12 protein-coding genes are annotated in these 12633 nt (G+C 73.3%); 6 read left to right on the top strand and 6 right to left on the bottom strand.

The window, feature by feature from the left end; all coding sequences use genetic code 11:
- Positions 1-265 precede the first annotated feature (265 nt).
- Positions 266-1174: a hypothetical protein gene (locus tag ACZ6SD_RS11570; protein ID WP_465316848.1), complete on the bottom strand. Its 909-nt coding sequence runs from the start codon at positions 1172-1174 to the stop codon at positions 266-268.
- A gap of 242 nt (positions 1175-1416) precedes the next feature.
- Between ACZ6SD_RS11570 and ACZ6SD_RS11565 the strand changes: the two genes are divergently transcribed.
- Positions 1417-2487 carry a S8 family peptidase gene (locus ACZ6SD_RS11565; RefSeq protein ID WP_465316847.1) on the top strand — a complete coding sequence of 357 codons (1071 nt, stop codon included), beginning with the start codon at positions 1417-1419 and terminating at the stop codon, positions 2485-2487.
- A gap of 9 nt (positions 2488-2496) precedes the next feature.
- On the opposite strand, the gene ACZ6SD_RS11560 is transcribed toward ACZ6SD_RS11565, so the two are convergent.
- The 4 genes from ACZ6SD_RS11560 to ACZ6SD_RS11545 all read right to left on the bottom strand — a co-directional run bounded on the left by ACZ6SD_RS11560 (position 2497) and on the right by ACZ6SD_RS11545 (position 6745).
- On the bottom strand, positions 2497-4599 hold the full coding sequence (locus ACZ6SD_RS11560; RefSeq protein ID WP_465316846.1) for a CHAT domain-containing protein: 2103 nt from the start codon (positions 4597-4599) through the stop codon (positions 2497-2499).
- Complete coding sequence (locus ACZ6SD_RS11555) at positions 4587-4985, bottom strand: hypothetical protein (protein ID WP_465316845.1); 399 nt, start codon at positions 4983-4985, stop codon at positions 4587-4589. The genes ACZ6SD_RS11560 and ACZ6SD_RS11555 overlap by 13 nt, the downstream gene beginning before the upstream one ends.
- On the bottom strand, positions 4982-5554 hold the full coding sequence (locus tag ACZ6SD_RS11550; protein WP_465316844.1) for an RNA polymerase sigma factor: 573 nt from the start codon (positions 5552-5554) through the stop codon (positions 4982-4984). Before ACZ6SD_RS11550 ends, ACZ6SD_RS11555 begins: the two co-directional genes overlap by 4 nt.
- A gap of 84 nt (positions 5555-5638) precedes the next feature.
- Entirely contained in the window at positions 5639-6745 is a 1107-nt protein-coding gene (locus ACZ6SD_RS11545; protein ID WP_465316907.1) for a pyridoxal phosphate-dependent aminotransferase, read from the bottom strand.
- 146 nt (positions 6746-6891) lie between these two features.
- Here ACZ6SD_RS11545 and ACZ6SD_RS11540 point away from each other — a divergent pair, with 146 nt between their 5' ends.
- Entirely contained in the window at positions 6892-8100 is a 1209-nt protein-coding gene (locus tag ACZ6SD_RS11540; protein ID WP_465316906.1) for a DUF445 domain-containing protein, read from the top strand.
- Here the strand turns inward: ACZ6SD_RS11540 and ACZ6SD_RS11535 are convergent.
- A complete protein-coding gene (locus tag ACZ6SD_RS11535; RefSeq protein ID WP_465316843.1) occupies positions 8090-8575 on the bottom strand; it encodes a CGNR zinc finger domain-containing protein in 486 nt (161 codons plus the stop codon). The genes ACZ6SD_RS11540 and ACZ6SD_RS11535 overlap by 11 nt on opposite strands.
- Positions 8576-8661: 86 nt before the next feature.
- Here ACZ6SD_RS11535 and ACZ6SD_RS11530 point away from each other — a divergent pair, with 86 nt between their 5' ends.
- From ACZ6SD_RS11530 to ACZ6SD_RS11515, 4 genes are all read left to right on the top strand, one after another.
- Complete coding sequence (locus ACZ6SD_RS11530; RefSeq protein WP_465316842.1) at positions 8662-9030, top strand: VOC family protein; 369 nt, start codon at positions 8662-8664, stop codon at positions 9028-9030.
- 62 nt (positions 9031-9092) lie between these two features.
- Complete coding sequence (locus ACZ6SD_RS11525; protein ID WP_465316841.1) at positions 9093-9617, top strand: PadR family transcriptional regulator; 525 nt, start codon at positions 9093-9095, stop codon at positions 9615-9617.
- A complete protein-coding gene (locus ACZ6SD_RS11520) occupies positions 9614-10294 on the top strand; it encodes an ABC transporter ATP-binding protein (protein ID WP_465316840.1) in 681 nt (226 codons plus the stop codon). Before ACZ6SD_RS11525 ends, ACZ6SD_RS11520 begins: the two co-directional genes overlap by 4 nt.
- Positions 10291-12576, top strand: a complete 2286-nt coding sequence (locus tag ACZ6SD_RS11515) for an FtsX-like permease family protein (RefSeq protein WP_465316839.1) — start codon at positions 10291-10293, stop codon at positions 12574-12576. Before ACZ6SD_RS11520 ends, ACZ6SD_RS11515 begins: the two co-directional genes overlap by 4 nt.
- Positions 12577-12633: the final 57 nt, after the last annotated feature.

Here is a 12633-nt window from a genome sequence, read left to right as displayed (position 1 = left end):
CTCGCCCCCCCCCCCCCCCCCCCCCCCCCTTCCCCTCCCCCCCCTCCCCCCCCCCCCCTGTCCTTCCCAAAAGCAAACACCGCAAGGGGACCCCCCCCCCCCCCCCCCCCCCCCCCCCCCCCCGGGGCCAGGTCCCGATCTGACCGGGCGCGGTCGGCAGATCGGGTATGGAGATGGTCAATGGGGTTCCCCAGGAACGACTCACGCGCCGAAATACACGCGGGTGGAGATGGGCAGACCGGTCCCGTCTTAGCGGGCCGTGGCGTCAGTCAGGGGTCGACGCGTGGACCCCGGCGACATCGCCGGGTGGGTCGAACTCCGCGGCCACGGCGACGCCCGACCGGGCGGGCGGGGCGAGGTGGGCGCGAGCGGTGAGCACGCCGTGCAGGGCGCGGGCGAGGCCGCCGCCGTCGCTGGCGGCCGACGCGGTGGGTCCGGGCGCGGCGGGCGCGACCGGCGCGGGCGGCGTGCGCGGAGCGGCGGGCGCGTCGACCGGTTCGGCTTTGGGGCCGTCGGCGACGACCGTCGCGGCGTCCTGCCGCGGCTGGACGCGCGGCGCGGGCCGGTGCGCCACGACGGCAGGCTCCTCGACCACCGGTACCACCGCGACCGGCGGCGTCGCCGCGACCGGCGCGGGCTCTGGCGTGGCGACCGGTTCGGGCGCGATCTTCGCGGCGGGAACGGTCTCGGGCAGGTCGACCACCTGCGGAAGCGGCGCCGCGGGGACCGACGCGTCCGGCCGCGGCCAGTCCGCCGCGGGCCAGTCCGGCCGGGGCCACTCGGGCGCCGACCAGTCGGGCAACGACCAGTCCGGCGTCGGGAGCGGCGGCACGGGCGGCTTCGGCAGCGAGATCGGCGGCAGGCGGATCGGCTCGGGGGTCGGTAGGTGCAGCACCGGGCCGACGGTGTCGAGGACGTCCTCGGTCACGTCGGTGACGGTGTCCATGATTCCGTTGGTCAGCGGCATCACCGGGCTGGTGAGCCCGGGCAGCGCGGCGTCGAAGAGGCCGAACAGGCCGCTGGTCTCGGCCTCGGGCTGGGGGGTGGTTGGCTCGGAGGTCTGGGCGCTGGCCGAGCCCGCGAGCAGGACTCCCACGACCCAGGCGGCCAGCAGTGTCCCCGCCACGACGGCGAGCCGGAGCAGGGCGCGCGACGCGTCCGAGGACCGAGTCACGTTCTCACCCACCATCCGGTCACGTTGTCGAACTCCCACCAGCCAGTGTGACCAGGCCACTATCCAGTACCCGGTCGTGCTTCTGCACCCTAACCGCGCGCGTTCCACCCGGAAAGACGGTGACGGCGCCGCGTGAGCGCGCCGACCGCCGAGGATGATCACCGACAGTGGAAACCGCTGGACTGGGTGATATTGCCCGTTCTTAGCGGGCGAGTACACCGATTCGGGCACACCGTGTTCGAGTGCACACTGAACGCGCCCAGGACGCCCTGGCGGACCTCGCCGACCGCAGCCCGGACCTGGTCCTGCACGATCCCGGCGGCCCGGCGGAGTGCCTGGTCCGGCGCGGTCAGCTGCTCGTTCCCCGTGACGACCTGGACCGGGCCGTCCGCGCGCTGGATCGCTGGATCGAGGCGGTGGACCCGGCCGAGCACGCCACCCTGCGCCTGCGGCCCGGGGCGGCGGCCGACTGCGTGCGGATCGCGGCGGACGTGGCTGACCTGGTGCCGGTCTCGGCCAACCACGTCCACACCGTCCTGGTCGGCGCCCCGATCCTGCACGGGACCGGCGCGGCGCCCGCGCCCGCGCCGCTGCCGCCCGAGCCGCCCCGGGTGAGCTGGGACCCGCCGGTCACGGTCCTGATGCTCGACACCGGCATCGACCCGCATCCCTGGTTCGTCGGCCGCCGGTGGTTCGGCCGGTGGGACCTGGAGGTCCTCGACGCCGACCACGACCGCGTGCCCGACCGGCAGGCGGGCCACGGCACCTTCGTCGCGGGCGTGGTCCTGGCGCACGCCCCCGGCGCGACTTTGCGCCAGTTCCCGGTCCTGTCGTCGCAGGGCTTGACCGACGACCGGACCGTCGCCGCCACTCTGCGCCGCGCGCGCCGCCTCGCGGCCGTTCGCCCCGACCCGGTGGACGTCCTCCTGCTGACTGCCGGGTGCCACACCGCGGACGACCGCTGTCCGCCGGTCCTCGCCCGCGAACTCGCCCACTGGCCCACCGTGGTCGCCGCCGCGGGCAACACCGGAACCACGCGCCCGTTCTGGCCCGCCGCCCTGCCTACCGTGACCGCGGTAGGCGCGCTGTCGCCGGACGGTTCGCGCGCCCCGTTCTCCAACCACGGTCCGTGGGTGGACCGCTGGGCTCCCGGTGTGGACATCGTCAGCAGCCATGTCCGGCTGACCGGGGACACCCGTGAGTACGGCGCGGCCCGCTGGAGCGGCACCTCCTTCGCCGCGCCCCAGGTGGCCGCCGCGGTGGTGGCGGCCCGCGCTGCGGCCGGGATGGCGGCGGACACCCGAGCGAGCTGACACCGCGGCTCACGCGCCGATGGCGACGAAGCCGAGGTGACCGTGGGCCGACTGGGCTCGGGCGAGGGCCGTGGCGGTGTCTGCCCCGGCCGCGAGGTGCTTGTGCAGGGCGCTGACCAGGGCAGCCGCGCCCGCGTCCGGCACCGGGACGGTGCTGGCGACGACCGCCCGGGCGCCGCGCTGGAGCAGCGCGGCGGGCAGGGCGATGGCGCGGCCGGACTCGCAGGACGACAGGACCGTCAGCCGGGGCGGCCGGGCCAGGCGGCGCAGGTCGTGGCCGTGGAGCGGGCCGTCGGCCAGGTCGAGGGTGGAGAACAGCGGCGCGTCCGGATGGTGCCTGCCGTGCGCGGCGATGTGCGCCACGTCCGCGCCGTCTATCGCGCGCAGCACCGCGTCTTTGGTTGCCGAGGAGCCGGTGAGCACGATGCCGCCGTGCTCGCCGTGCAGCGCGGTCACTTCCGCTTCGGCGTGGTCCAGCCCCGGCCCGGCGATCCACACCGGCGCAGTGTCGGTCGGCTCGACGGCTCGGGCGTCGAGCCAGCAGGCCATCGACGGTGTGACCGCCACCGGTCGCCCGGCGCAGGCGGGCAGCGCGGCCCACGGCACGCTTTCCAGGCCGGGCGTCGGAACGATCACCAGCGGCCGGTCGCCCGCCACGGCCGAGAGCGGGCCGAACAGCATCGCGTCGAGTCGCCGGGCGGCGCGCGCGGCCGTGTCGCCGCAGCGGTCGACGGTCGCGGTCAGCGCGGCGGCCCGCCGCAGGGATTCGGCGGCGACGTGGACTTGGCTTTCCGGGCCCAGGTAGTGCAGTCGCCATCGCCCAGACAACACCGACACCGCCCCTAACTGTCCGCCGTGTGCGAAGAAGCAGAGTGCGGTAGCCGTGCCGAGCGCGGCGGATAGGCGTTCGCTTCTGTCCGCTGGCAGGTAAGTGGCGCGTTGTCTCTCGATCCAGCCGAACACCGTCCGCGCCCGCCCGCTCTCGACCGCCGCGCCCAGGCCGGTCGCGGCCAGGTCCGCGCGTTCCGGTTCGGGAACCGGCCCCCGCAGGCCTGCGCGGCACGCGGCCAGGACGCCCCGCCGGGTCGGCGCGACCCGGGCCCGCGCCAGCCAGCCCAGCGCCCGCAGGGCGGGGATATCCGCGTGCCGCCGGTTCTGCACCAGCTCCGGCAGACCGGCCGCCAGGCGCAACTCGGCGGCCTCGACATGCCGCCCCGCGCGTTCGCAGGCGGCCGCGGCTTCGGCCACGCCCTCCGGGCGCTCGCCCAGGGCCAGCCGGGTCCGCAGTTCGAGCGCGTGGGCCGCGGCCAGCCAGGACGGCCGCCCGGCGAACAGGTCGGCCGCTCTGCGCGCCGACCCGAGCGCCGCGCGGAGATCGCCCATCCGCAGGGCGCGCAGGCCGTGGGCGAGCGTCGCCTCGGCGAACGCGGGGCCACGACCGGCCGCGCCGAGCAGCGCGCCCGCCTTGGCCAGATCGGCTCCCGCCTCCCGGACGAGCCCGGCTCGCAGCAGCGCGCTCGCCCGGTCCACCAGCGCCTCCGGCCTGCGCCGCTCGTCGACGCCCGCGGCGGCGTAGTGGGCCAGCGCGGCGGTCAGGTCGCCGGACTCGGCGGCGACGAACCCCTGGTTGTGCTTGCAGGTGGCCGCCCGCTCGTGCTCTCCGAGTCCTGTGTAGAGGGTGTGCGCCCGGGATAGAGCCGCGTCGGCGACGGTGAGCCGGCGCAGGTAAGCGGCGGCGACACCCAGACCCACCAGAGCGTTCGCCTGCCAGTGCGGGTCCTCGGCAAGACCGTCGACAGCCGTGTCGAGAATCGGTAGAGCAGCTTCGTGTTCACCGTCTTGGCACAAGATGAGCCCGGTAAGGCAGTCGGCGCGCGCTCTCGACTTTTCGGTAAGCGCGGGACGGGCAAGCGCGATCAGCCCGGCGCTGGTCTCCCGGTCACCGAGCTGGTGCGACACCCACGCCAGGACCAGCTGCGACTCGGCCCGCTGCGTGGCCGAACCGGCGATGCCCACCGCGGCCGAAGCCGCCGCCCGAGCCCGCAGCGGCTCGCCGCGATCTTGCAGGTCGACGGCCTCGGCGTGCCGGGCCGCCCAGGTCACCGCAGCCACGGCGACACCAGCGGCGTCCCGCCGGGGCGGCGCAGCACGACCCGGACGCGGCCGGACGGCAGGTCGCCGGAGAAGCAGCCCACCTCGTCCACCGGCAGCACCCGCGCGCCCTCCCGCGAGTGGATCTCGGCGTGCGCGACGCCCAGCTGAGGCGAGACCAGGCCGGTGACCCGGGCGCCGAGTTCGATCAGCACGTCGTCGCCGCGCCGAAACACCGCGCCGCCGCCGCGGACCGCGGCGCACGGCTGGGGGACGAGGTCGAGCAGGTCCCAGTCCACGCCGACAAAGGCCCCGGCGAGCACGGCCGCCACGCGCACCCGGGGCGGCGGCGGGTCGAGGCGATCCAGCAGGTCGGCCAGGTCGGCGAGCAGGTCGGCGTCGGTCATCCCGCCGCCTCCCTCGGCAGGCCCAGCGCGGTGACCTTGCGGCGCAGCGCGTCCAGGCACCGGCCGCGGGTGGTGCCGACGCTGCTGGTGGCCAGTCCCAGCGCCCGCCCGAGCTGCGCGTAGCTCAGCTCCGGGGCGAACGCCAGCAGGCCGAGCAGCTCCCGGCAGCGCCCCGGCAACGCCGCGAACGCCCGCCACAGCGTGTCGTCGCGCGCCCCGCGCAGCGCCGTGGCCTCGGGCCAGCGGTCCTCCTGCGCGGTGTCCGCGTGGTCCGGCCACACCGCGGCCCGCACCTCGCGGCCGCGGTGCGCGAGCACGCGTAGGCTCTCCCGGCGCGCCGTCGTGGACAGCCAGGCGGCCACCCGCTCCGGCGCGCGCAGCTCGGTGATGTGCTCGGCCAGCGCCACCCACGTGTTCTGGCTGACGTCGGCGGCGTCGGCGTGGTCGAGCCGGTGCGCTCGCGCGACCCGCCACACCATGTCCGAATAGCGGTCCACCAGCGCTCGCCAGGCGTCCTGGTCGCCGTCGACAGCCCGGCGGATCAGTTCCGCCGCGGACTCGACCGACATGTGCCCTCCCTCGCTCGTCCCCCTCCGGCCGGTCAGACGGAGGCGTGGGAGATCGGGCTCCGCGTGCCGCTCGAAGGAGTGATCTCAGGCGAGTCCGCGCAGGCGGGCGATGGCCTCGTCGAGGACGTCGTCGCGCTTGCAGAAGGCGAAGCGGACGAGGTGGCGCCAGCGGTCGGGGTCGTCGGTGAAGACCTGGACCGGCACGGCGGCCACCCCGGCCCGCTCCGGGAGGTCACGGCAGAACTGGAGGCCGTCGGTGAAGCCGAGAGGGCGGACGTCGGCGCAGATGAAGTAGGTGCCCTCGGCCGCTCGCACCCCGAAACCCGCATCGGCCAGGCCCGTCGACAGCCGGGTCCGCTTGTCCGCCAGCGAGTCGCGCAGCCCGGCCACCCACGCCGACTCCGCGCGCAGGGCGTGGGCCACCGCGGGCTGGAACGGCGCGCCGCCCACGAACGTCAGGAACTGCTTGGCCGCGCGCACCGCGGCCACCAGGTCGGCCGGGCCGCAGACCCAGCCGATCTTCCAGCCGGTGCAGTTGAAGCTCTTGCCCGCGCTGGAGATGGTCAGCGTCCGCTCGGCCATGCCCGGCAGCGACCCCAGCGGGACGTGGGCGCGGCCGTCGAACAGCAGGTCTTCGTAGACCTCGTCGGTGATGGCGACCAGGTCGTGCTCGACGCAGACCGCCGCGACGGCGTCGAGCTCGGCGCGGGTCAGGACGGTGCCGGTGGGGTTGTGCGGGGTGTTGACCAGGATGACCCGGGTGCGCGGCGTGATCGCGGCGCGCAGCGCGTCGACGCCGAGGCCGAAGCGGCCTGACGGTTCCTCGGCGAGCGAGACGACCTTGCGGGTAGCCCCGGCCATGGCCACCGACGCGGCGTAAGAGTCGTAGTACGGCTCGAACAGGATCACCTCGTCACCGGTCTCCACCAACGCCAGCAGCGACGCCGCGATGGCCTCGGTGGCGCCCACGGTGACCAGGATCTCGGTGTCCGGATCGAACGCGGTCCCGTACCGGGCGCGGCTCTCCGCGATGGCCGCGCGCAGCTCCGGGCGGCCGGGGCCCGGCGGGTACTGGTTGATCCCCGATCCGATCGCTTCCTGCGCCGCGGCAAGCATTCCGGGCGGGCCGTCGGTGTCCGGGAAGCCCTGGCCGAGATTCACCGCTCCGGTGCGCACGGCCAGCGCGGTCATCTCCGCGAAGATCGTCGAGGTGAACGGCCGCAGACGCGGCACCAGGGAGGTTCGGGGCACGGGACAGCATCCTCACGGAGAATGGCACCGTGGAGCAACTGACACCGGTTCCCGGCGAGGCGGCGAAGCGGCGCGCCCTGCGCAAGATGAAGCTGGTCGCGCTGGGCTTCCTCGGCGGCGCGACGGTCATCTTCGTGCTGACGACGATCTGGCAGTCGTCCGGCGCGCCGGGCTGGGTCGGCTACGTCAAGGCCGCCGCGGAGGCGGGCATGGTCGGCGCGCTGGCCGACTGGTTCGCGGTGACCGCGCTGTTCCGCCGTCCGCTTGGCCTGCCGATCCCGCACACCGCGATCATCCCGAACAAGAAGGACGTGCTCGGCAACAGCCTGGGCGACTTCGTCGGCACGAACTTCCTGTCCGAGAACGTTGTCCGCGACCGTCTTCGCCGGGTCGGCGTCGCGGCCCGGCTGGGCGGGTGGCTGGCCGAGCGGGAGAACGCCGAGCGGGTCACCTCCGAGCTGGCCACGGTCATGCGCGGCGCGGTCACCGTCCTGCGCGACGAGGACGTGCAGGCCGTCATGGAGCAGGCCGTGGTGTCGCGGATCGTGGACGTGCCGTGGGGCCCGCCGCTGGGCAAGCTGCTCGGCCGGGTGATCGAGGACGGCTCGCACCACAAGCTGGTCGACCTCATGTGCGACCGGGCCTACGAGTGGGTCAAGGACAACTACACCCAGGTCATGGGGGTCGTGTCCGGGCGGTCGCCGTCGTGGTCGCCGAAGTTCCTGGACGCTCTTGTCGCCGACAAGGTCTACGGCGAGGTGCTGTCGTTCGCGTGGAACGTCAAGACCGACGTGAACCACCCGATGCGGCTCGCGCTGGACAAGTTCCTCGGCGAGTTCGCCGGAGACCTGCGCGACGACCCGAAGGTCATGGCGCGCGCCGAGCAGGTCAAGCACCAGGTGCTGGAGCACCCGGAGGTGCAGAACCTGATCGGCTCGGCGTGGGCGACGGCGAAGAAGATGCTGCTCGACTCCGCGGAAGACCCGTCCAGCGAGCTGCGCACGCGGGTGCGCGCGGGGCTGATGACCCTTGGCGAGCGGCTGCGCTCGGACGAGTCCCTGCGCGCGAAGGCGGACAGCTGGGTCGAGGGCGCGGCGGCCTACGTCGTGCTGAACTACCGCGCCGAGATCACCACGCTGATCACCGACACCGTCGCGCGCTGGGACGCGGACGAGACCGCGCGCAAGATCGAGTTGCAGGTTGGCCGGGACCTGCAGTTCATCCGGATCAACGGCACCGTGGTCGGCGCGCTCGCCGGGCTGCTGATCTACACCGCCGCGCAGCTCATGAGCTGAGCTTCGCGCGCTCCCGCCAGGCCCGCGCCTTCTCCCGGTTGCCGCACACCCGCATCGAGCACCATGTCCGTGACCGGTTGCGGGAGCGGTCGAAGAACGCCCACTGGCACTCGTCGGCCGGGCAGATTTTCATCCGGCCCCACTCGTCCAGCACGGCGAGCCGGGCCGCCGCGGCCAGGACGGCCCCGGTGACGTCGGCGGACACCAGTCTCGGCGCGCCGTTCACCAGCTCGACCGTGATCGAAACCGGGGGCGGCGGCGGCGCCGGGGGCCCGCCCACCGCGGCGCGCAGTCCCGCGCGCACGGCGCGGACCCGGGCGAGGTCGTCGGCGGGGACGAGGCGGCGTTCGGCTTGCCAGGCGCGCCACAGCAGGGGGTCGTCGAGCACGTCGGCGCGTTTCTCGAAGTCGATCGTGTTGAGGAAGTCGAGAACCAGCTCCACGTCGTGCGTCGTGCTCACTTCGACAGTGCTCACGACACCACTGTAGGTCGGATACCGGTTGTCGCGGCGGATCGTAACTTGCATACTCGAATCACTGGTTACTCGATCGAAGGAGCGACATGACCAACGCTGTGCCGACCTTGGGCGCGATCGTGCTCGACTGCCCCGACCCGCTCGCCCTGTCCCGCTTCTACGCGAGCCTGCTGGAGTGGCCGGAGGACCCGGAGCCCGCCGAGGACAACTCCTGGGCCTCGATCAAGGGCGACAGCGGCCGCATCGACTTCCAGCGGGCCGCGGACTACCTGCCGCCGACCTGGCCCGCCGCCGAGCGGCCGCAGATGCTGCACCTCGACCTCGCGGTGGCCGACCTGGAGGCCGCGCATGAGCGCGCCATCGGCCTCGGCGCCCGTCTGCTTGACGACAAGCCGGAAACGTTCCGGGTCTACGCCGACCCGGCCGGGCACCCGTTCTGCCTCTGCGCCTGCTGAGGTATTCGGCCAGCTCAACAGGCTATTCGCGATGTGTATACACATGCTGTACAGTTCGAGGCATGTCAATCGGACACGCTCTGCTCGGGCTGCTGGAGACCGGCCCGAGGCATGGCTACGACCTCAAACGCGTCTACGACGAGCACTTCGGGCACGACCGGCCACTCGCCTACGGGCAGGTCTACTCGACACTCTCGCGGCTCTTGCGCAACGGATTGGTGGAGGAAAGCGGTGTCGAACCCGGCGGCGGCCCAGAACGCAAGCGCTATGCGATCACCGACGCCGGGGTCACCGACGTCACGGCGTGGCTCGTGACGCCCGAGAGCCCGCGGATCTATCTGCAGAGCGCGCTCTACACCAAGGTCGTGCTCGCGCTTATGTCCGGCCGCAGCGCGGAAGACGTGCTCGACGCCCAGCGTGTCGCGCACCTCAAGGCGATGCGCGAGCTGACCGCGCGCAAACGCGACGGCGACCTCGCCGACCAGCTCATCTGCGACCACGCGCTGTTCCACCTCGAAGCCGACCTGCGCTGGCTGGAGCTGACCACGGCACGTCTGTCGGAACTCGGTAAGCAGGTGACGTCATGACCGACGTCCTGCTGAGCGGCACTGACTTGCGTAAGAGCTTCGGTGCGACTCCCGCTCTCGACGGCGCGAGTATGAGCGTCCGTCGCGGCGAGATCGTCGCGGTCATGGGGCCGTCGGGCTCGGGCAAGTCGACGCTGCTGCACTGCCTCGCGGGCATCATCACACCGGAATCGGGCGCGGTGGTGTTCCAGGGACGGGACCTGTCGGCGATGTCCGACCGCGAGCGCAGCGCCCTGCGGCGCGGCGAGTTCGGCTTCGTTTTTCAGTTCGGCCAGCTTGTGCCCGAACTGACCTGCCTGGAGAACGTGGCGCTGCCGCTGCGGTTGAGCGGAGTCCGGCGCAAGGCTGCGGAAACCACGGCCCGAGAGTGGCTGGGCAGGCTGGAGGTCGACGGCGTCGCCGACCAGCGCCCCGGCGAGGTCTCCGGCGGCCAGGGGCAGCGGGTGGCGGTCGCCCGCGCCCTGGTCACCAGCCCCAAGGTCGTCTTCGCCGACGAGCCGACGGGCGCTCTCGACTCGCTCAACGGCGAGCAGGTAATGCGGCTGCTGGTAAGCACCGCGAAGGAGACCGGCGCGGCCATCGTCCTGGTCACCCACGAACCCCGGGTGGCCGCGTACTCCGACCGCGAGGTCGTGGTGCGGGACGGGAAGACCCGCCAGGTGGAGCTGGTCCAGTGAGGGCCTGGCTCAACGACCTCGCCATCGGGGTCCGACTGGCCGTCGGGGGCGGTCGGACCTCGTTGGCGCGGTTCGTGCTCAGCGCGACCGGCGTGGGCATCGCGGTGGCCGTGCTGCTGCTCGCCTCGTCGGTCGATTCCGTGCTCGACTCCCGCGACCAGCGCAGATACGCGAAAGTCCCCGTCGAGACGGCCGTGGAGGGTGTCGCGCCGACCTACTACGCGCAGACCAGCTCGGAGTTCAACGGCGAGCGCATCGAGGTCGTCTACCTCCTCGGTGACGGCCCGACATCGCCGAAACCGCCCGGGGTCGCGGCGCTGCCCGGCGAGGACGAGATGTACGTCTCGCCCGCCCTGGCCGAACAGCTCAGCGACCCGGCCAACGCGCTGCTGCGTGAGCGGTTCCCGCAGCGGATCGTGGCCACCCTGAGCGACGCGGTGGTGCTGGAGCCGACCACGCTGCTGCTGTACACCGGGGCCGGACCCGCGGGCCGGGACGCCCCGACGAAGGCCTACGCCTTCGGTTCTCCCGCGACCGGTGCCGGGGTCATGGACCCGGGGTTGCTGCTGCTCGTGCTGCTGGGCACGGTCGCGCTGCTGGTGCCGGTCTTCATCTTCGTCGCGTCCAGCACCCGGATCGCGGGCGCGGAACGCGACCGGCGGCTCTCCGCGTTGCGGTTGGTCGGCTCGGACACCGGGCAGGTGCGCCGGATCGCCGCCGCCGAGACCCTGGTGAGCGCGCTCGCCGGGCTGGTGCTGGGGGTTGGGCTGTTCCTGCTCGGCCGGGAACTGGCGGACGGCGTGCGGTTGATGGGCGTCAGCGCGCACTCGTCCGACATCGTGCCGAGCTGGTGGCTCGCGGTGCTCGTGTTCCTGTCCATTCCGGTCTTGGCGGTGCTGACCGCGCAGTTCGCGATGCGCCGCACGATTGTCGAGCCGCTCGGCGTCGTCCGGCGCGGCATGCCGGTCCGCAGGCGCGTCGTGTGGCGGGTCGCGGTGGTCGCGCTCGGCGTGGCGCTGTTGGTCTGGCACGGCGGGGTGAGCGCCAACAGCCAGCTGTGGTCGTACAGCGTCGCGGCGGGCGCGACGCTGATCCTGGTGGGCGTGCCCGTCCTGCTGCCGTACGTGGTGGAGCGCTCGGTAAGCCGTCTGCGCGGCGGCCCGTCGTCCTGGCAGCTGGCGATCCGCAGGCTTCAGCTCGACAGCGGCACGTCCGCCCGGGTCGTGGGCGGGGTGGCGGTGGTCCTCGCGGGTGCGATCGCCCTGCAGGCCCTGCTGCTGACCCAGGCGTCGGCCTTCGGCGTGCCCGACGACCAGCGCGCGCCGTCCGACTCGATCATGACTGTTTACGCCGAGCCGGAGGTCGCGGACGAGGCCGAACGCATCCTCAAGAACGCCGAGGGCGTCACGGCGTCGAGGTCTGTCGAGACCGTCACCGTCGAGTTCGACGGCGGGCAAAGCGGCTCCTCCCTCGGGATCGCCGACTGCGACACGATCCGAGCCGTCTACGGGATCACCGATTGCGTCGACGGCCAAGTGTTCAGCTCGCACCAGGCGACACCGGAGGCGGACGGCTTCCTTCCCGGCCGCACGCTGCGCGTGGTCGACTACGGCGAGAACGTCGAACCCCGAGTGCTGGCCGAGTGGCGGTATCCGACCACCACCCGGCGGCTCCCACCCGCCACCGTCGAGCGCTTCGACGTCGGCGGTCTGCTCGTCACCCCCGGCGCTCTCCCCGACCTGCCCCCGACCGCCAAGGACATCCGAGTCCAACTCGACCGGTCCGTCCCCCAGGCCGCGGACCTCGTCCGCACCGCCCTCCAACCGCTGCGGTGGCAGGCGACGACCTACACCGAATACGCCGCACCGCTCACCAAGGACCAGCAGACCTACCTGTCCATCCGCGGCGGCCTGCTGATCGGGTCGGTGTTCACCCTGCTGCTGGCGGGCATCAGCCTGCTGGTCCTGGCCCTGGAACACATCCGCGAACGTAGGCGCCCCTTGGCCATCCTCGCCGCGAGCGGCGTGCCCACCGGCGCGCTGGCGAGGTCGCTGCTCTGGCAGATCGCCATCCCCATCGCCCTCGGCGTCGCGGTGGCGGTCCCCGCGGGCATCGGCCTGGCCACCCTGATCACCAACCTGTCCGCCGACCCCCTCCGAGTCGACTGGCCCGGCGTGGCGATCATGACGGCGGCGGCGGCCGTCCTGGGTTTGCTCGTGTCCCTGCTGACCCTCCCCTTCCTACGCAGCGCCACCCGCCTCGACGCCCTACGCACCGAATAACCGACCGCTAGAAGCCTGGGGCCGACGGGGGTCGGCCCCAGGCTCTTGGCATGACCG

This window comes from Actinokineospora sp. NPDC051303 (assembly GCF_055586285.1).
This window is presented reverse-complemented; position numbering and strand designations above follow the sequence as displayed.

What these genes read in the sequence shown, in the direction of transcription:
- ACZ6SD_RS11555 (WP_465316845.1), bottom strand. Translation starts at nt 4,985, where the DNA reads ATGACCGACGCCGACCTGCTCGCCGACCTGGCCGACCTGCTGGATCGC.
- ACZ6SD_RS11550 (WP_465316844.1), bottom strand. Translation starts at nt 5,554, where the DNA reads ATGTCGGTCGAGTCCGCGGCGGAACTGATCCGCCGGGCTGTCGACGGC.
- ACZ6SD_RS11545 (WP_465316907.1), bottom strand. Translation starts at nt 6,745, where the DNA reads ATGACCGCGCTGGCCGTGCGCACCGGAGCGGTGAATCTCGGCCAGGGC.
- ACZ6SD_RS11540 (WP_465316906.1), top strand. Translation starts at nt 6,892, where the DNA reads ATGAAGCTGGTCGCGCTGGGCTTCCTCGGCGGCGCGACGGTCATCTTC.
- ACZ6SD_RS11530 (WP_465316842.1), top strand. Translation starts at nt 8,662, where the DNA reads ATGACCAACGCTGTGCCGACCTTGGGCGCGATCGTGCTCGACTGCCCC.
- ACZ6SD_RS11525 (WP_465316841.1), top strand. Translation starts at nt 9,093, where the DNA reads ATGTCAATCGGACACGCTCTGCTCGGGCTGCTGGAGACCGGCCCGAGG.
- ACZ6SD_RS11520 (WP_465316840.1), top strand. Translation starts at nt 9,614, where the DNA reads ATGACCGACGTCCTGCTGAGCGGCACTGACTTGCGTAAGAGCTTCGGT.